This window comes from Candidatus Minimicrobia sp. QA0096, from assembly GCF_963967315.1.
Taxonomy (GTDB): Bacteria; Patescibacteriota; Saccharimonadia; order Saccharimonadales; family Saccharimonadaceae; genus Nanosynbacter.
The window spans coordinates 381611-400724 of the sequence record NZ_OZ017288.1; the positions used below are offsets into that span (position 1 = coordinate 381611).

The following is a 19114-nucleotide window of genomic DNA, read 5'->3' on the forward strand; positions in this document are numbered from 1 at the left end:
TCGGCGAATCAAAAATCACAAACCGCCGTAATTTAATTATACACGGTTTTGACGGTTTGGGCGATAAAAATTATTTTCGCGGCGCAGTGATATTCGCAGCAGCACCGTACTCTGGCATAACAATTTTTTCATTCTCGCCAGAATGCAATTTACCCAAAGCCAAATCACGCCAATTGTCACCCATCGCACTAACAATAGGGATATTCAAGCTGTCCGCCAAGGTATTCACAACCGTCAAACCAATTCTCAGTCCCGTAAAACTTCCTGGTCCTTTCATCACGCCAATGCCGCTTATCAGATGCAAATCGCCAGTCTTTTCTTCCAAAAATTTCAACAAATTCCGCGCCAACGTTCGCTCAGCTTCCCATTCAAAATCCTGACGATTTTCTCCATTGACTATTGTCAAAAAACATGTTGATGTTGAAGTGTCCAATAAAATTATCACGCCATATTCTCCTTTATTTTTCCCAAAAGTTCATCAGATTTTTTGCCGCCAGGATAAAATTCCACAAGTCGCCCTTCTTCGCTGATCGCAGTAATTTTTATCACCAACCGATCGCTCGGCAATGCATCATCGACAGCACCAGCCCATTCAACTACAACAACCGAATTAGAATCCGCCACTTCACGAATCTCTTCGCTCATAATTCCAGCATTTCCCAATCTATAAAAATCGTAATGCGCCAAACTCAGACCGCGAGGCGAATCGTACACGCGCGAAATTGTGAATGTTGGACTCTGAACCGGCTCGTTGATCTCTAAAGCTTGCGCAATTCCCTTCGTCAACGTGGTTTTCCCCGCGCCAATATCACCGACCAATTCCAGAACCTCCCCACCAGAAACAGCCCGGCCAATTGCCGCGCCCAATTCTCGCATTTTCTCTTCACCAGAAATATTCACTCTTTTATTATACTATGCTAGCTTTTTTTTGGCGATGATAGTACAATAACCATAAGAGTTATGCGTGTTTCAGACCAGACAATTGAGAGCATTCTGGAACAAGGTGGGGTTGTTGATGAGCCGCAGCTTGCTGATTTGAAATTGATAGCTGAACGGTCAAAGCAAACATTGCAAGAAACCGCTATTGAACAAAAAGTCATTTCTGAGGAAGATTTGACAAAGTTGATCGGCGATTATATCGGTGTACCTTTCGTGCGAATTGAGCCAAAGGATATTCCCGAAGATATATTGAAACGAATTCCCGAACATATCGCACGCCAGTATAATGTTGTGCTTTTTGAGAAAAACGAGGACGACAGCCTGTCGCTTGCGATGGAAGACCCAGATGACGTACAGGCGCTGAACTTCATCCAAAAAGAAATTGGCTACAACACTAAGGTTTTCCTAGCGACAAAAAGCAACATTTTAGACTGTTTGGAAAATTATCGCGGCAATATTAACGCCGAGCTTGACGAAGTTATTGCGGTGCAAAAAGACGCGTCTGCCGAAGACCAAAATGTTAGTCAAGACGATTTTGCGGAAAATTCACCAATTGCCCAAACTGTTAATTTACTACTGGAATATGCCATAAAATCCAACGCTTCTGACATTCACATTGAGCCACGCGAAGATTACGTTCAGGTTCGTTATCGAATTGACGGTGTTTTGAAGGAAGTTAACAAATTGCCACGAAACGTTCACGGCGCTTTAGTGAGCCGCATTAAAATTCTCTCCAATCTGAAAATTGACGAACGCCGCGTACCACAGGACGGCCGATTTAAGATAAAAGTTTCAGGAAAACAATACGCGCTTCGTGTTTCGACATTGCCAATCGCTGACGGCGAAAAAGTAGTTATGCGTATTTTGGACGAATCGAACCAGGCTGTTAAACTGGATCAGCTTGGCTATTGGGGTCTGTCGCTCGCAACCGTAAAAGACGCAATGGCTCAGCCGAACGGAATGATTCTGGTGACTGGACCGACTGGATCGGGAAAATCGACCAGTTTGTTTAGCGTCTTGTCGGAGCTTAATACTCCAGATGTCAATATTTCCACAATTGAAGACCCAGTAGAATATAAAATCCCAGGGGTCAATCAAACCCAGACCAACGCCAAAGCTGGGATGACTTTCGCTTCAGGGCTAAGGGCGCTACTTCGCCAAGACCCAAATATCATCATGGTCGGAGAAATTCGCGACGGCGAAACCGCAAACCTTGGTGTTCAAGCGGCGCTAACTGGACACCTGGTATTCTCCACTCTACACACAAATAACGCCGCAACATGTTTGCCGCGTCTGCTGGATATGGGAATTGAGCCATTCTTGATCGCTTCAACCGTGAAGGCGGTGATTGGACAGCGCCTAGTTAGGCGCCTGTGTATGAATTGTCGCCAAGAATACACTCCAAACGAAGAAGAAATAAAGTATATCACCGAGATGTTTAAGATAAACACCGAGTCGATTAAAAAAATTCACAATCTCGAAGAACAGGCTTTTGAGGATAAAATTGGCGGCGACACGCCTATGGGGTCAACCGATTCAGGAATTGAACGATTATGGAGGCCGAACCCAGAAGGCTGCGATAAGTGTGGACATAATGGATTCAAGGGTCGCGTTGGCATTTACGAGGTTCTTGGTATCTCCATCCCTATCCAAAAAATGATTACCGCCAACGCCACCAGCAACGATATTCAAGATCAAGCGATTTCCGAAGGCATGGTGACAATGCAGATGGACGGACTTATTAAATCACTGCGCGGGATCACCACCGTGGACGAAGTTTTGAGGGCAACAAGGGAGTAACATTATGCCAATTTTTGAATATTTGCTTGTCAATAAAAAGAAAGAGACCGTCTCTTCAACGATTGAAGCGGCCGACAAACTATCTGCCATTAACAATTTGAGGTCACGCGGACAATTAATAAAAATTGAAGAAAAAGGCGCAAAAAAAGAGCTTAGTTTTTCTTTCGGCAAGAAAAAGAAAGGTGCCAAGACTGAAGAATTGGTGATGTTTACTCGTCAATTAAGCGCCATGGTTTCAGCCGGCGTTCCTATTCTTCGCTCCCTTAACTCTATGGCAAAACACGCCGAAAGCGCCAATTTCCGAGACACGATCAACGCTGTTATTAAAGACATTGAAGGTGGTATGTCTTTCGCGGATGCCCTGAGCAAACACCCAGAAACCTTCAATGATATTTACGTGAATATGGTTGCTGCGGGTGAAACTGGAGGTATTTTGGACGATATCTTAAAACGTCTAGCTTTACAACAAGAAAAAAACTCATCCATGAAGAAAAAAATTAAAGGCGCCATGACATATCCGATCGTACTTTTAATTATTACGATTATTGCCTTCTTTATCCTGATGATTTTCATTATTCCAGTTATCGGTAAAACCATTAAAGACATGGGCGGACCTGACGCCAAATTGCCACTTCTTACTGAGATTATGCTCGGAATTAGCGATTTCGTAGTGTCGTTTTGGTATATAATCATTCCAATATTTGTCGGAAGCATTTGGCTATTGATTCGCTACATTAAAACCCCAAAAGGTCGCGTCAAATTTCACAATATCATCATCAAAGTTCCAGCTGTCGGTCCAATTGTTAAGAAGGTGGCAATCGCTCGCTTTACTCGAACCTTCTCCGCCCTTATCGGTGCGGGCGTGGCTGTGCTTGAAGCGCTGGACGTAACTTCGCGTGCCGTCGGAAATGTCGCTTACGAAAAGTCCCTAAAAGAAGCCACCAAGCGAGTCCAAAACGGTGAAGTCTTGTCAAAAATTATTGCCGAACGAGATGATTTATATCCGCCAATCGTAGCACAGATGTTGTCCGTTGGTGAAGAAACCGGACAAACAGACAAAGTTCTGATTAAAGTTGCCGACTTTTATGAGGAAGAAGTTGACACTGCGATTGACGGCGTTAGTTCTATCATTGAGCCAGTAATGATCGTTGCTATGGGTGTTGTTATTGCCCTAGTGGCGGTTAGTGTTATGGGCCCAATTACAAGTATGGCAGGTCAAGTTAAGGAATAATGGTTTTTCAAAAAAGCTTATGTTATAATACCGATATATAGGTGGGAAAATAATAACGTGTCGAGCATATTTTATAGAAAAAAACCAATTATCGGCCTAGATATCAGCCGAACAAGCATAAAAGTAATGTCGATTGATAGAAATCGGATGCTGGTTCATGGATATGGATCGATTAACCTTGATTCTCAAAAAAGCGACGGAAATTCTACAGACAACACTGAATATTTAGCGCAGAATATCAAAACGTTATTGAAGAAAAACGTCGTAGGACAAATTAATAGCAACCGCGTGGCGCTAGGCATACCGACCAACCGAACATTTTCGCGGACATTCAGCTTACCTGTGAAAGAAGAAAGCAATATTCGCAGTGCGGTAAATTTGGAAGCCGAACAATACATTCCAGCTCCGTTAGATTCTCTTTATTTGGACTATCGAATCATCAATCGTACGAAAGATGAGCTTAGTGTGCTAATGTGTGCTGCACCGAAGAAAATGATCGACAGCATGTTAGACGCCACAAAACAATGTGGTCTGGAAGTTGCAATAATTGAGCCGAACATCAGCGCAATCGCTAGACTTCTGAAGCGCACAGAAGAAGGAATACTTCCTACTATTATTGTCGATATAGGCACATCAACTACAGATATTGCAATTCTAGATTCCGATATACGTGTGACGGGCGGCTTAAATGTTGGCGGCTATTCACTCACCTTAAATTTAGCTAAAAAAATGAACGTACCAATTGAAACAGCTCATCAATTTAAGGTATTAAACGGATTAAATCCCGGCCCAAGGCAAGCCAGAATCGCAGGAGCCTTGCACCCAAGTTTGGAAAAAATGACCAATGAAGTTAAGCGCGTTATGCGATATTACACAGACCGCTTCCCTGATGAGAAAAAAATCGAGCAAATTCTCATAGTCGGCGGCGGCGGTAATTTACCAGGAATTGGTGATTTTTTCACAAACGAGTTATTAATGCCAGCACGCGTGGCAAGTCCGTGGCAAATGCTGAATTTCGATGGACTAGAGCAGCCGGCAAAACAGCTTCGCTCCCAGCTATCACCAGTCGCGGGACTAGCCTTAATCAAGCAGGAGGATATTTATGATTAACCTCCTCCCTCCTCAAGAAAAAAAGCAAATCAGCGCCGGGCGAGTAAATGTCATCTTAAGGCGGTACTGTATCATATCATTGATATTTGCAGGTTTACTATTCTTAACTATTGGCGGATTTTATCTATTCTTAGAAAATAGCCGCACCTCAGCTCAAGCCAACATCGACGAAGGAAACGCTAAGCTTGCTCAATACCAATCGACACAAAAAGAAGTTAGCGAGTTTAAGAAAGACCTCGACTCGGCTAAGGCGATAATTAGCAACGAGGCTCATTACTCTACAATTATCCCAAAAATTGCACAGTACATCCCATCAGGTATGGTTTTGGACTCTCTGACGCTAGACACTTCAGCGTTAGATAAACCATTGTCATTAACAGCTCTTGGAAAAAATAAGGATGACGCTATTCGAATAAAAACCAGCTTAGAAAAGTCAGAAATATTTAGTGACGTTCACTTGGAGACTGTTGTTTATAGCGATGGAAGCCAATCGTCAGACAAGCCTGCGGATTATCCAATCACTATAACAATTAGCGTTACACCAAAGCCAGAGGTCTTAAAACAATGAAAAAAGTTCTAAATGCCAGTATTGCGCGAATTGTCCTGTCGTTACTATTGCTCATAATATTATCAGCAATGGTGGGACTAGTTATTTTCGCCTATTCATTCTTAAGTAAAACATCAGAAGAAGTTGGAAAAATGCAAACAGAAGCAATTGCAGTTGATGCAAAAATACAAAGTTTGCTAGCGTCAAAATCTCAGCTCGACCGCAATTCCGACACAGTTAAAAAAGCAAAGAATATCGTCTCAGAATCGAAACTTTATCAATACCAGAATCAGATTATTAAGGATTTAAATACCTACGCTGACCGCGCCGGTATTCCGATTAAAGCTTTCTCTTTCCAAAACGAACCAACAACTTCTGCTAAGACAGCGAAATCTAGCAAGCGGACACCCGCCAGCCCTGCTGGGGTGAAAAGTACTTTCGTATCAATTCAATTGGGAGATCACATAGATTATACGAAATTCCTACATTTCCTTAGTCTTATTGAAAAAAATGTCACTCGAATGCAGCTTTTAGGCGTGTCAATTTCCAGAGGTGCAAATAATCATGAAATATCAATCCAATCACTTGAAGTAAAGGTTTATACACGATGAGTCCATCAATATCAGAACAGCTTGAACCAATCGTAAAATCACTGTCCAAATTCCTGTGGCGATTTCATGTGATAATATATAGCGTTGTCGTAATCGGAGGCGTAGCAATCGCGATATTTCTTTTGAGTGGACTTTTAGCAGTTCCTACCGAAGAACCACAAACCGCATCAATAAGTTTTGACAAAAAAACCATGAAAATTATTAAAGACTTCCGACCATCAACTTCAACAAACGACTCATTTAGTCTGCCGGCTGGTCGCTCCAATCCGTTTGCCGAATAGAACGTAACCGTTTATAATATAGTTATGCTTATATCCGCAGATCGCTTCCTTGATATTCCCGTCATGAGTCTTCAGACGGGCTCCGAACTGGCGCGAACATCGCGAGAAATTATCAATCCGAAGAATCTGTCTATAATCGCATATGAGCTTGAGGGGCGACTTTTGGACCAACATCCTAGTTTACTTCGCGTTGACGATGTCAGAGAAATTGGGCCGCTCGGTATGATTATTGATTCAACCGATGAGATCATAGGCATTGATGATGTTATTGCTATAAAAGAAATTTATGAAATCAATTTTGCATTAAAAGACAAGTTGGTTATTGATGAAAAGAATAAGAAAATCGGAAAAGTTATCGGATATACGTTGGCGGCTGGGAATTTTATTATACAACAGCTCCGAATTCGGCGACCATTCTTGAAAAGTTTTGGCGACACAGAGCTACTTATTCATCGTTCTCAGATTGTAAAAGTGACCGATGATAAAATCGTTGTAAAATCAGCAACTATCTCGCATATAGCCGAAAAAACACCTATTCCGCAGATAAATTCATACGAAAACCCATTCCGCAAGCAGCCTCGTCCACAACCAGAATCTACAAAAGTTGATTAATCATTTGGGTTTTCAAGAGCCTTCTTAATGTCGTCGTAAGAAAACCCCTGCCTAGCCAAATATTGCATAAACTTCTGTTGGTCGCTATATCGATAACGTTTTTTAGCAATAATCTTCCGCAATTCCTCGTCATCAGAGCGAATGTTCTCTTTAACTAACGACTCAATCGTTGTATTATCAATTCCCTTTTGCGCCAGTTCCAATTTCAAACGGCGAATACTGGCGCCTTTTTTCATGAACCGCTGCTCAAACCAAAATCGAGCAAATTTTTCATCGTCCAAATATTTTTTCTCAATAAGACGATCTAAGACGCGCTCAGTAATCTCCGGCTTCACTCCAGGACGTTCAATAATTTTTCCAGTTTTCGCCGAACGTCGACGAGTAGCTAGTGTTTTCCGACGCAGATAATCACGCACTTCTTTGATGGCTCGCGGACGCATTAAGCAGTATTCTATAGACCTAGCATACAACTTGCCAAACTGGCTATCGTCTTCTAGTTTCGAAATTTCCTCTTCCGTATATTCGCGACCAATCTTAATGCCTAGTTCGCCGACCTGAAATACGTCCAAGCTAAAACGATATTTTCCGTCAACGCTTACATTGACGCGATTTTTATCACGAGCCTGAAGAGAAATATCGGTGATTTTCATCTATATATGAATTAACTTTCAGCTTCCTTCACTTTATCACGCACTTTCTGATCAATTTCCGCCAAAACCTCAGGATTTTCCTTCAAATAATTCTTCGTCTTGTCACGCCCCTGACCAATCGTTTCGCCGTTATATTTATAAAACGCACCAGATTTTTCAACTATACCGTGCGTTGCCGCCAAGTCCAGAATATCGCCAGTTTTACTAATTCCCTCGTTGTACATAATGTCAAATTCAGCCACACGGAACGGCGGTGCAATCTTATTTTTCACAACCTTAATTTTTGTGCGATTACCAATAATATCATCGCCAACTTTGATCTGACCAATTCGACGAATATCAATTCGCTGCGACGCGTAAAATTTCAAGGCATTACCGCCAGTTGTCGTTTCAGGATTGCCAAACATCACGCCAATTTTCATACGAATCTGATTGATAAAGATAACCGTGGCTTTTGATTTATTGATGATTCCCGTCAATTTACGTAGAGCCTGACTCATCAATCGAGCCTGAAGACCCATATGAGAATCGCCCATATCGCCATCAATTTCAGCCTGTGGCGTCAAGGCAGCCACCGAGTCAACTATCACCAAATCCACCGCATTAGAACGAACCAACGTTTCTGTAATTTCCAATGCTTGCTCGCCGTTATCTGGCTGAGAAACCAACAAATTTTCCGTATCTACACCCAGACGCTTAGCGTATGCTGGATCAAGGGCGTGCTCAGCATCAATAAACGCTGCCGTTCCACCCTGCTTCTGAATTTCTGCAATAGCGTGAAGCGTCAATGTTGTCTTACCCGAGCTTTCTGGACCATAGATTTCTATGATACGACCTTTTGGATATCCGCCACCGAGCGCCAAATCCAAACTCAAAGCACCAGAAGGAATTACTTCAACATCGACTTTATGAGCCTCGCCCAATTTCATAATTGATCCGTCGCCAAATTGCTTGGTGATTTGATCCATTGCTAGACCAAGCGCCTTAAGCTTGCCTTCATCAACTTTTTTATCCGATGCCTGACTTGACTTTTCTGGATTTACTGTTTTACTGTCTGATTTTGCCATAGCATTCCCTCCTTAGTTACTTCTTTTATTATACCGATTTGTCGCAAGATTTGCTATAATTACATTCATGAATAAGCGAAACGGTTTCACTATTATTGAACTTTTGGTTGTAGCGACTTTCTTGATTGTTATCGCAATCTTAGGTTTCTCACAATATACAAAATTGACCAACGAATCAAACAACGCCAAAAAACGCACCGCGATTAACGCTATGCATTATAGCCTGGAAGAAGGTTTTTACGTTAAAAATGGCTATTACCCAGAGAAGCTAGAAGAAGGTACGCTTCCAACTATGGATCCCGCATTGTTAAAAGATCCACAAGGTAAGAAAATTGGCGAAAAAGACAGCAGTTACCGCTATGAATCTTCAAATTGTAATGACGGAAAATGTAAGTCATACAAACTTGTCGCGACGCTTGTCGATGAAGATGACTATATAAAAGAAAGTCGCCACAAATAATTAGCTAATCATCACAAACAGGACGGCCATTCTTAAAGTCTTCAATGGCATTATTGATTATCGCAATTTGCTTGCGTGGATTTGCCACAAAATGGAATATGTATGTCGTTTCTTCACCCTCAGTGCTGAGGCGAATCGTGCCATAATTGAAAAGAGTCTGAATAATGCCTGATTGGCGGAAGCTTGCATCTTCAATACTGCCTAAGCTCACCGTTTGCTCGTGTCGATAAAATAAGCTACCTTGGATTTCCTGAATCACACTTTCGTTGGTCATGTAAAAATGATTCTGCAAATATATCCACAAGGACACCGCACCACCAAGCGCCACCAGCCCAATAAGCAGCATCGCCACGCCAAACATATCGGTTAGTGACGGCATTGGCGAAATAATCGAATCTCGAGCAATTGACGGATAAAACATCACAAACACCATGATCATCACCACTAAGAAAACCGAGATTCCCGTCGGGATTAGCATACCAATCGGATGACGCTTAATATCCAAAATAATATATTCGCCTTCACTCAAATTGAGGTTTGGGTATTGCTGAACTGATTTTTCATGTTTTTGCTTCAAATCATCGCTAATAGTAAACGGCTTCGGGTCAATATCCCTGGCAACATGGACAACTTGCGGTTCATTAGCATACTGACTACGTAATCGCGGATCAAAATTCTCCCCATCAATAATTTCTGGTCTTGCCGTCACATAAGAATTCGTCTGCGCCACAACCGGAGCTGGACGACCAGTCTGTGGTGGATGGTGGTACAGTGGTCGACCATCAGCATCATACGCAACAGGCTGCGTTAAATCTTCTGACGAGGATGTTTGTGGATTCATGCCTATATTATAACACGACAGAACTTAAGATAGTCTTGTTTTTTGCCCATGGCGGCTCCTAGTTAAGTTTGTCTGGTTTTATTAAACCACAAAAAACCAAGGAATACGATAACTATTTTCCCAAATGTCGCTTTGCCTTAATCGTCACTCGACGACCACGCGGCGTACGCTCAATAAAACCAATTTGTAGCAAATATGGTTCATAAAAATCCTCAATTGTTGTCGCTTCGTCGCCAGTCAACGCCGCAATTGTCGTTAATCCAACAGGATTATCGCCATAATTCTCCAGAATCGACTGTAATAAATTACGGTCAGCCGGATCCAAGCCCAACTCATCCACTTCCAGCATCTCCAAAGCGTTGGTTGTAGTTTTTACATCAATTATTCCGTCGCCATTAACGTCAGCATAATCACGCACGCGCTTAAGAAGTCTATTGGCAATACGTGGCGTCAAGCGAGCCCTTGTAGATAACAAAACTGCCGCCTCATCTCGAATTGACGACTCCAAAATCTTCGCACTACGCGTCACGATTTTCGCAATGTCCTCTGGCGTGTAAAATTCCAAACGATAAATATGCCCAAACCTATCACGCAAAGGTGCCGCCAAACTTCCGGTTCGTGTCGTCGCACCAATCACCGTAAATCGCGGCAAATCTAATCGAATTGAACGCGCTGCCGGACCTTTTCCAATCACGATATCCAGCTTAAAATCTTCCATTGCGGAATATAAAATTTCCTCAACCGACCGACCCAACCGATGAATCTCATCAATAAACAAAATATCACCATCAGACAAATTAGTTAAAATCGACGCCAAATCGCCCGCTTTTTCAATAGCCGGACCGCTAGTAATCCGCAGATTCGTACCCATTTCATTAGCAATCACCGTTGCCATAGTTGTTTTACCAAGCCCCGGCGGACCATATAATAATACATGATCTAACGGCTCGCCGCGCTTTTTAGCCGCATCAATCGCCAAGCGCAAATTACGTTTTAATCTTTCCTGACCAACATACTCAGCAAAACTCTGCGGACGCAGACTCACCTCAATTCGCTGCTCTTCAGAATCATCATCATGCGAACTTGTATCAACTATTCTTTCAATTGCCATACACTAATTATAACATTTACAAGCAATACTTAATTTAGGGTCAATAATTAAATATTGGAACACAAAGATCTATTTCTTCAGCGCCTCAGTTACTCGCTGAGCTGTCGGCAAATTAGCATCGACGTTTTCGAGTGCCTTAGTGGCATCCGCTAATGTATAGCCCAAAGCCATCAACGCCTCCAAAGCTTCGTCGGAAGTGTTTAATTCAGTCTGTAGCGGAGCTTCCGTTCGGCCGTAATGAGTCGGTAAGCCAACTTTATCACTCAGATCAACCACTACTCGCTCGGCGGTTTTTTTGCCAACGCCCGAAGCTTTTTGCACAAAACCGCTGTCAGCATTAGCAATAGCGTTACGCACTTGCTCGGCATCACCCAAGCTCAAGATAGCCAGCGCAGCCTTCGGGCCAACCCCCTGAACCGTGATTAGCATTTCAAATAACTTTTTCGCCGCCAGGCTAGAAAACCCGAACAACTCCTCAGTTTGTTCGCGCACGTGATGATAAGTGTAAAATTTTACTTCTTGGTCTAATGTTACTGCATCAAAATCGTTAGCCGCCACACTGACTTCATATCCAACTCCATGCACGTCAATAACCAACGACCCATTAAACTTCTCGGCAACTTTTCCAAAAACATGTGCAATCATATTTCAATTATACCCGATTCATCGCCGCGTGTGTAATTGCTGCAGCCAAAGCATCCGCGCAATCATCCGGCTTCGGAACATCTTTCAAACCCAAATTAAGGCGCACCATTTCCTGAACTTGCTTTTTATCAGCCTTTCCATAGCCGGTCAAAGTTTGCTTTATTTGCAACGGTGTATATTCAGCAATCGGCATTCCGGCTTTTCGCCCAGTCAACATCGCCACACCACGCGCCTCCGCCACAGAAATCGCCGTCGTAACATTGCGCGCAAAAAATAGCTTTTCAATCGACATAACATCAGGATTTGTTTCGGCAATAATCTCTGTCAGGCTATCAAAAATCTCCTCCAGTCGCTCGTCAATTGGCGTATGTGCCGGCGTCGTCACAACTCCCGCCGTGACCATCTTAAACTTGCCACGAGAAAAATCAATCACACCAAACCCTAAAATCCCCGTTCCCGGGTCAATCCCGATAATTCTCATATCTTTATTATAGCAATTATTTGCCGTTAGCGGATTTAATACTTTCGCAGATTTTTCGTACAAATTGCGAAATTTCCCATCGCCATTGCCATACGCCATAACCGACGGCCAGTAAGCTCACGCCACCAAATACCCACCAACCCCAAGTAGCACCAGCGACTTGCTTAACTTCAGCGGCCGCCGAACCAACAGTTGGCATATTCGCAGATTTTATCTTTCGGCATCGCTTAGTTTGTGGGTTGCGCTCAAATCCTTCTGGACATTCTTTTGCTATACCGTCAGTGGAGGCAATTTTCTTACATCGACCCGTAGATGAATTGCGGAATTGACCTTCTGGGCAAGGCTTCAAAGTTTTTGCCGCAGCCGATGCGATAGATCGGCATCTGCCAGTTTCTTCACTACGATAATAGCCATCTTTACAGGGCGTAATAGTTTTTTCCACTTCAATTTTTCGACAACGGCCAGTTTCTGGATGACGATATTGACCGGCGGGACAAGAAACCTCAATGGGCGGAACGGAAATTTTCACACATTTACCCAACACATTTCGCTCGTAACCACTCTGACAGTCTGGATATTCCTTAAAGATATTCTCAGAATTTTCAGTTATCATAAACGTTTGCATCCACTCATCATCAATCAAACTCCACGAAGAGCTTTTCGATAACTTCTCATATTCAGTGGAATCAATTTTCGAGCCAGCCTCGTCTAGTAAATAAACTTTTCCTTTTGTTTTTGGCAATTTCAGCTTCGTATTTTTTATTTTGATCGTTAAAAATTCACCAGGATTTAATTCGATGTCACCAATATTTTCACGAACGCCAGAATCGCCAACTGTCAATTTACAGCCCGTCGTAATGACGGTTTTTTCGCCAGAATTGATAATTTCAATGAATTGTTCATCAACATTCGATGCGATTTCACTTAACTTCAGGCCTTCACATTTATTCAACTCCTTTGGAGATTCAGATTTGGAATCTGGGGTTTTGCAATTTGGTCGCGAATACGGCTCAACTTCCTGATTGTTAAAATTTTTACCTGACAAAAATTTCGAATCAATAATATTTTCATCAATAAAACAGCGCCAAACAATTTTCACACCGCCTTTAATCGGCAAACCCGTAGACTTTGAATTATTCCCCCAGCCAACAGTATCTGAAACCGACCCATCCGAACGCGACAACACGACCGATCCATCATTTTGAGCCAAACCTAAATTATTATCAAACTTTATGGCATCAGCAAGCGTTTTATCGTTCGACAAAACCAAAAATCCGTTCGCCAAGATTACTTCATCCTTGAAAATTTTTCCAACGGTTTTAGCGCCAGATCCAGTGTAATACTCTATTTTCCAACCAGCCAAATTAACATTCTGATCCGTCGGATTATAAATCTCAACGTATTTTTTATCCTGACTAATCTTTGAAATTAATATCGGAGCATTTTCTTCTGTGCTTTTATCTGAATTATCTGTTTTTGGCGGCTCAGATTCGGAATTTGATTCAGGCTTTGGAGGCTCATTGGCGACATGATTTTCATTCGAGTCATTCGTAGACGGATTTTCCAGTAGAATCTCGGAATTTTCACTTGATTGAGAAGGTGAATTGCTATCGATCTGTTCCTTATCAACAACTGGATCTTTCACCTCCTCAGCCGATTTAAGACTATTATCAACAGTCTGAACGTCATCAACTTTCGACTCTTGAGTAGCACCTGAAACGCCTTCCGCCAAAACCAACGGCGACGGCATTATTAGTGCCGCGGCTAGTATCATAAGTAGTGTGTTTCGCAAATACTTCATGCTCGCTCCTTGCTTATGGTTAATCATCTTTAGTTTAGCGTACTTTTTGTCAAATTAAAAATCGCCCCAGAAAAGGAGCGACTTCTTAGAGCGATAATTTTATTCCGCCGTGATATCCGCATTTGTATGAACATTCACAACGTCATCCAAATCGTCCAACGCATCAATCATCTTCATCAATTTCTGCGCAGTTTCCATGTCGGCAATTTCTATCGGCGTATTGGCAATATATCGCAGTTCCGCATCTTTAACCTTCAAGCCTTGCTCAACCAATTTATTTCGCACGCTCGCCAAATCTTTCAACTCCGTATACACGATAATTTCGCCGTCTTCCTCGACAGCATCTTCAGCGCCAGCATCCAAAACCGCTAGCAACAAATCTTCCCCGCTGCCTTCGATAGTAATGACGCCTTTGCGCGTAAATTGGAACATCACACTACCAGCATCAGCAATTCTCCCGCCATTTTTAACCAACGCAGTTTTTACCTCTGGCAATGTTCGATTACGATTATCTGTCGCTGTTTCAATAATAACGCCCACGCCGCCAGGACCATAACCTTCGTAAGCAATTTCCTCCAAAGCTGCCGCACTCTTATCTGCAACTCGGTCAATTGCTCGCTGAATGTTTGAGCTAGGCATATTTGCAGCCTTAGCTTTTTCAATTGCCATCGCCAAACTTGAGTTCAGCGCTGGGTCTGTGCCACCACGTGCTGCAATAGCAATTTGATTACCCAGTTTCGTAAAAATCGCGCCGCGCTTAGCGTCAACAATCGCTTTTTGTCGGTGAGTTGTAGCCCATTTACTGTGTCCTGACATAATTTCTCCTAAAGTTATTTGCTATTTCAATCTGTTACTATTATACACTACTCCACAATATTTATCTTAGCGAGGTCTAATTTAGTTTGCTTTTTCATCCAAATCATTGCCAAAATTAGCGCCACATATAAAACCGCACACTGCCACAAATTGATACTAACTTCCATTTGAGCCCATTCAAATCCAGCCGTCCAATTGGTGACTTGAATCATATAGCCAAGTAGCCACGTCGTCGGAATTGCAATCAACACACCAATCATCGGCACAAAAACCAGTACACCCGACATAAACGTCAGCAGCATCGCTAGCGGTACAAACGGCAAAATCAACATATTCGCAATTAGCGCCACATTACTAATAACCCCAAAACTCATCATAAGTAGCGGCAATGTCATAATTTGCGCCGACAAAGTTTCAATTAAAATTTGTCGAAACGCGCCCGGCTCTTTATTGCCAAAAAAGTAAGAATGCAAAAGTGGCGCCAACATAATTACACCCGCAAATGAAGCAAAGCTTAATTGCCAGCCCAAATCACCCCAGCCAAATTGTGGATTTATCAATAGCGTAATTGCCGCCGACACAGGAAGCAGGACCAGCGGATGAATTGTCCGACCATAATACCACGCCGCCAAACTCAGTCCCGCCACCAAGCCAGCCCTCGACATACTAGGACTTAATCCAGTCACCGCCATAAAACCAATTATCATAACAGCCGCGCTGAGCATCGCTAAATATTTTGATCGCTTGGCGAATAATTGTCGCGCTAAACGAACTAAAATTGTTAAATTATAGCCGCTCGCCACCACGATATGCGTTAGTCCAGCAATTTTCAAATTGTCACTTAATTCAGCTGGCATAGCACGTCTTAAACCCAGTAAAAATCCCAGCCCTAGCGCAGATTCAGACTCTGGAACGTGAGTGCGAACTCGCCCGGCAAACCAATCGCGAACTCCCACCGCCACATCACCCGGAACGGGTCTTTCGGCACTAATAATTTTCGCCCGATATATGCTTGCTGAAAAAGCCCCAAATCCCGCCGTCATTTTACCCTTAACCCTCACAATATCACTACGCTTAATTGAGTTTTTATCTGGTGTCGTTACCCAAATTTGTCCCGGCAATTTTTCATTATTCATCTGCAAATTGCCCAGTCTAAGAACCGTTTGACTATTTTTATCGAGATCAGGATCCTCCAAAACTTGACCTTGGATAATTGCGACTTTTCCGATTAACGAATCATAAACCTCCACGCCTTTTCTGCCGATTTCACCGCGCCAAAGACCAATCAAAACTCCAGAAATAATTGCTAAAATCACGAAAAATCGCCAGCGCCAAATTGCCACGATTACAAAAATAACCAGCCCGACCAATAAAAATAATGGATTCGCCGCAAACGACCGCGGTATGTAATGGATGGAAATTACGCCAATTGTCAGACCGAGGCACCACACCGCCACCAACCAAGAAATATGCAACTTCTTAAATAGCCAACTATTCATACTTAAAGTATATCTGGATCTGAAGCCATAAAAAAGACTCCGCCAAGGGAGTCGATTTCAAATTTGGAGGGTCCACCGGGGCTTGAACCCGGGACACCCTGCTTAAAAGGCAGGTGCTCTAACCAGCTGAGCTATGGACCCATTCGGAATATCCGCTTTCTTCATCCTAGCACAAACCAACACAAAGGTCAATGCTTAGCAAGTTTATGTCCGCCAGTATGTAGTGAAAAAATGTCAATTAGACCACACACCAGACCAAACGTAGCCACATACCGCCAATTATTCGCGAAAATCCTATACAGCTCCAGCGCCTGTCCGTCTAGTGATATATATTTTCCCAGAGGAACCACCAATAGCGCTGCCGTCAAAAACGCAATTCCCACCGCCGAGACAATTCTCTCATGTTTTTTCTGATATCTCGGACCACTTAGAAGAAGCATAATTAACGGAATCAACGTTAAGACTAATCCCGAAATTACACCATTTGGCAATAAACCAGTTTTCAATTTCAAGCCGTCCAGCACCACCGTCAGCCAGTTGCTCCACCATTCTGATAGTAAAAATCCCGTCGCCAACGCCAACGCCAACGGACCGAATCTTCGAGATGAAACAAATGCAACCGCAAAAACCGTTACTAAAATTACTCCAAATAGAATTATCACGCTCACTTATCCTCCTCCAAATCAAATTTTACCTGTGACCCAATCATAGCGCTCGCCTGCTTAGCAACTCCTGCCTTCACCTCCAACACGTACTTTGCAGGAACCGGTGGCGCATATTTTTCATGCGGCTCAGCGTCCGGCTTGACGTTATGTTTTACATAGACAACGCGCTTTTTATCATTGATCCAAATCATATCAACCGAAAACTTCATATCTTTCATCCACATTTTATGACGATCGTTATGGTCAAATACGAACAGCATGGCATAATTTTCATCAATCCCCAGCCTTCCAGACAGACCTTTCCGCTGCGATTCTTCGTCATTAGCAATTTCCGCCTGAAGCATCGTCTTATTAAGGTAAATCATTTCCGTTTTTGGCGAAACCGTTCGAAAAGCATAAAAAATTGCCCCACCAATAACCATCAGCATACCGCATATAAATATCCATTTAATGACAGTCTGAGTTACTGTCGAGTGACGAGATTCGTCCATAAACCTATTATAACAAGTTTATGCTTAAGCGCCGATTTTATCTTTTTTATTGCCACGCTTAGCATTTCGATCAATGTATTCGATTATCTTTCCAGCTACATTTCGGCGAGTAATTTTCTCAATTCCAAATCCCGGACTAGCATTAACCTCCAGCACCAAAGCTCCACGGCTTGATCTCATGAAGTCGACTCCAGCAACCGTTAATCCCATTGCCTTAGCAGCTTTCACGCACATTTTACGCTCAGAATCTGTCAATTTTATACTGGTTCCTTCGCCACCTTTGTGTAAATTACTACGAAAATCATCGTCCAAACTCTGACGCTTCATACTAGCCACCACTTGACTACCAACCACAAACGCACGAATATCGACACCAGCCGACTCTCTAATAAATTCCTGAAGCAGCACGTTCGTGCCGTCCGAGTTGGTCAAATAGAACGCCTGCAGAACCGACTTGGCAGCCTTCTTAGTTTCCGCCAGAACCACACCATTTCCGTGTGTACCACGCGCCAACTTAATAATCGCCGGCATACCGCCAATTTCTTCAATGAGTGAATCAATGTCAGTCGCGTTTCGAGAAAATACCGTCTTCGGAATCGACACTCCCGCTTTAACTAATAACTGAGTTGAGCGCAATTTATCCCGCGCCCTAGTAATTGCAATCGAGCGATTCATAAAAAACGCCTTCGGATGCATCATTTCTAATTGACGCAAAACCGCTGTTCCATACTTTGTCATATGGCTCGCGATTCGCGGAATTACTACGTCAAATTCACCAATTTCCTTACCCTTGTAAATAACCGTCGGATGCTTTTCGTCAATTGAAACGTAGCAGTTTTTATACTTAATAACCTTGACTTGATGACCGCGCTTTTCAGCCTCTTCTTTCAGGCGAAGCGTCGAATAATTAATGTTGCCGTTAGATAAGATTGCAATTCGCATTATTTTTCTTCACCTTTCTGATGATATTTTTTATAAAATTCGTATGGATTCAATTTTATTTCTTCATTAAGACTAGCAGTTACGGACAGTTTTTTCCTGCGAACATTTTTTCTCGATACGTCCACTAGGAATTTTCCAGAAATCGACCGTCTTCCGATTAACACAGGGAATTCATTCTTCGATCGATCAGACAAATTCATCAACATTTTAATTTTTCGCCCACTAATTTTTACCCAAAAATGTGTCCGATAACGAATCTGCTCATGCCCAGACGAACTACGCACCCTCGCCACCGAATAATCAGTTCTCTTAAATATCTTACCGTCATAATACGGCGAGCCTTCGCCAAACAGAGAAAATTTCAACACTCCATCTTTATCAATGTGAATATTACTCGCCCAAACTGCACTGGAATCGGCGCCCGTATCAATTTTAGCTGGGATTTTTTGCGCTCGCTCGCCGAAGTTCACAAACTCAGTTGACCCAATAATGGATTTTTCTTTCATACGTCAAT

Annotated in this window: 23 protein-coding genes and 1 tRNA gene; 8 read left to right on the forward strand and 16 right to left on the reverse strand. The window is 42.7% G+C overall.

Annotated features, from left to right (window positions below; translation table 11 throughout):
* Positions 1-70: 70 nt before the first annotated feature.
* Together AACH20_RS02055 and tsaE are read right to left on the reverse strand one after the other, a co-directional pair.
* A complete protein-coding gene (locus tag AACH20_RS02055) occupies positions 71-445 on the reverse strand; it encodes a tRNA threonylcarbamoyladenosine biosynthesis protein TsaB (RefSeq protein WP_338503673.1) in 375 nt (124 codons plus the stop codon).
* On the reverse strand, positions 442-900 hold the full coding sequence (gene tsaE, locus AACH20_RS02060; RefSeq protein WP_338503675.1) for a tRNA (adenosine(37)-N6)-threonylcarbamoyltransferase complex ATPase subunit type 1 TsaE: 459 nt from the start codon (positions 898-900) through the stop codon (positions 442-444). Before tsaE ends, AACH20_RS02055 begins: the two co-directional genes overlap by 4 nt.
* Before the next feature lie 60 nt (positions 901-960).
* Here tsaE and AACH20_RS02065 point away from each other — a divergent pair, with 60 nt between their 5' ends.
* The 7 genes from AACH20_RS02065 to AACH20_RS02095 are packed head-to-tail and all read left to right on the forward strand — an operon-like array spanning position 961 to position 7131.
* Positions 961-2739: a GspE/PulE family protein gene (locus AACH20_RS02065; RefSeq protein WP_338503677.1), complete on the forward strand. Its 1779-nt coding sequence runs from the start codon at positions 961-963 to the stop codon at positions 2737-2739.
* 4 nt (positions 2740-2743) lie between these two features.
* A complete protein-coding gene (locus tag AACH20_RS02070; protein WP_338503679.1) occupies positions 2744-3970 on the forward strand; it encodes a type II secretion system F family protein in 1227 nt (408 codons plus the stop codon).
* A gap of 57 nt (positions 3971-4027) precedes the next feature.
* Positions 4028-5080 carry a type IV pilus assembly protein PilM gene (pilM, locus tag AACH20_RS02075; protein ID WP_338503681.1) on the forward strand — a complete coding sequence of 351 codons (1053 nt, stop codon included), beginning with the start codon at positions 4028-4030 and terminating at the stop codon, positions 5078-5080.
* Complete coding sequence (locus AACH20_RS02080) at positions 5073-5648, forward strand: PilN domain-containing protein (protein ID WP_243819407.1); 576 nt, start codon at positions 5073-5075, stop codon at positions 5646-5648. The genes pilM and AACH20_RS02080 overlap by 8 nt, the downstream gene beginning before the upstream one ends.
* Positions 5645-6238 (forward strand): hypothetical protein, encoded by a 594-nt coding sequence (locus AACH20_RS02085; protein WP_338503684.1) that lies wholly within the window; start codon positions 5645-5647, stop codon positions 6236-6238. The genes AACH20_RS02080 and AACH20_RS02085 overlap by 4 nt, the downstream gene beginning before the upstream one ends.
* A complete protein-coding gene (locus AACH20_RS02090; RefSeq protein ID WP_338503686.1) occupies positions 6235-6519 on the forward strand; it encodes a hypothetical protein in 285 nt (94 codons plus the stop codon). Before AACH20_RS02085 ends, AACH20_RS02090 begins: the two co-directional genes overlap by 4 nt.
* 24 nt (positions 6520-6543) lie before the next feature.
* Positions 6544-7131 (forward strand): hypothetical protein, encoded by a 588-nt coding sequence (locus AACH20_RS02095; protein WP_338503688.1) that lies wholly within the window; start codon positions 6544-6546, stop codon positions 7129-7131.
* On the opposite strand, the gene AACH20_RS02100 is transcribed toward AACH20_RS02095, so the two are convergent.
* Together AACH20_RS02100 and recA are read right to left on the reverse strand one after the other, a co-directional pair.
* Positions 7128-7781 (reverse strand): regulatory protein RecX, encoded by a 654-nt coding sequence (locus AACH20_RS02100; RefSeq protein ID WP_338503690.1) that lies wholly within the window; start codon positions 7779-7781, stop codon positions 7128-7130. The two genes, AACH20_RS02095 and AACH20_RS02100, sit on opposite strands and share 4 nt — an antisense overlap.
* A gap of 11 nt (positions 7782-7792) precedes the next feature.
* Positions 7793-8848: a recombinase RecA gene (gene recA, locus AACH20_RS02105; protein ID WP_129631572.1), complete on the reverse strand. Its 1056-nt coding sequence runs from the start codon at positions 8846-8848 to the stop codon at positions 7793-7795.
* A 67-nt stretch (positions 8849-8915) separates the two neighbouring features.
* Between recA and AACH20_RS02110 the strand changes: the two genes are divergently transcribed.
* Positions 8916-9308 (forward strand): type II secretion system protein, encoded by a 393-nt coding sequence (locus AACH20_RS02110; RefSeq protein ID WP_338503694.1) that lies wholly within the window; start codon positions 8916-8918, stop codon positions 9306-9308.
* A gap of 4 nt (positions 9309-9312) precedes the next feature.
* Here the strand turns inward: AACH20_RS02110 and AACH20_RS02115 are convergent, their stop codons facing one another.
* The 12 genes from AACH20_RS02115 to AACH20_RS02170 all read right to left on the reverse strand — a co-directional run bounded on the left by AACH20_RS02115 (position 9313) and on the right by AACH20_RS02170 (position 19106).
* A complete protein-coding gene (locus AACH20_RS02115) occupies positions 9313-10149 on the reverse strand; it encodes a PH domain-containing protein (protein ID WP_338503696.1) in 837 nt (278 codons plus the stop codon).
* Between the two features lie 112 nt (positions 10150-10261).
* The gene (ruvB, locus tag AACH20_RS02120; protein ID WP_338503698.1) at positions 10262-11260 is read right to left on the reverse strand and encodes a Holliday junction branch migration DNA helicase RuvB; all 999 of its coding nucleotides are present in this window, start codon (positions 11258-11260) and stop codon (positions 10262-10264) included.
* A 69-nt stretch (positions 11261-11329) separates the two neighbouring features.
* Complete coding sequence (gene ruvA, locus AACH20_RS02125; RefSeq protein WP_338503700.1) at positions 11330-11905, reverse strand: Holliday junction branch migration protein RuvA; 576 nt, start codon at positions 11903-11905, stop codon at positions 11330-11332.
* Positions 11906-11912: 7 nt separating this feature from the next.
* Positions 11913-12386, reverse strand: coding sequence for a crossover junction endodeoxyribonuclease RuvC (gene ruvC, locus AACH20_RS02130; protein WP_338503702.1), 474 nt, complete (start codon positions 12384-12386; stop codon positions 11913-11915).
* 16 nt (positions 12387-12402) lie between these two features.
* Positions 12403-14187 (reverse strand): lamin tail domain-containing protein, encoded by a 1785-nt coding sequence (locus tag AACH20_RS02135; protein ID WP_338503704.1) that lies wholly within the window; start codon positions 14185-14187, stop codon positions 12403-12405.
* Positions 14188-14286: 99 nt separating this feature from the next.
* A complete protein-coding gene (locus AACH20_RS02140) occupies positions 14287-15003 on the reverse strand; it encodes a YebC/PmpR family DNA-binding transcriptional regulator (RefSeq protein WP_129635224.1) in 717 nt (238 codons plus the stop codon).
* Positions 15004-15050: 47 nt separating this feature from the next.
* Positions 15051-16502 carry a ComEC/Rec2 family competence protein gene (locus AACH20_RS02145; protein WP_338503706.1) on the reverse strand — a complete coding sequence of 484 codons (1452 nt, stop codon included), beginning with the start codon at positions 16500-16502 and terminating at the stop codon, positions 15051-15053.
* Positions 16503-16566: 64 nt separating this feature from the next.
* Positions 16567-16643 (reverse strand) — tRNA-Lys (locus AACH20_RS02150).
* Between the two features lie 47 nt (positions 16644-16690).
* On the reverse strand, positions 16691-17170 hold the full coding sequence (locus AACH20_RS02155) for a hypothetical protein (protein ID WP_338503708.1): 480 nt from the start codon (positions 17168-17170) through the stop codon (positions 16691-16693).
* On the reverse strand, positions 17167-17658 hold the full coding sequence (locus tag AACH20_RS02160) for a DUF192 domain-containing protein (protein WP_338503710.1): 492 nt from the start codon (positions 17656-17658) through the stop codon (positions 17167-17169). Before AACH20_RS02160 ends, AACH20_RS02155 begins: the two co-directional genes overlap by 4 nt.
* 24 nt (positions 17659-17682) lie before the next feature.
* Positions 17683-18600, reverse strand: coding sequence for a RimK family alpha-L-glutamate ligase (locus tag AACH20_RS02165; RefSeq protein WP_178142762.1), 918 nt, complete (start codon positions 18598-18600; stop codon positions 17683-17685).
* On the reverse strand, positions 18600-19106 hold the full coding sequence (locus AACH20_RS02170) for an ATP-dependent zinc protease family protein (protein ID WP_338503713.1): 507 nt from the start codon (positions 19104-19106) through the stop codon (positions 18600-18602). Before AACH20_RS02170 ends, AACH20_RS02165 begins: the two co-directional genes overlap by 1 nt.
* Positions 19107-19114: the final 8 nt, after the last annotated feature.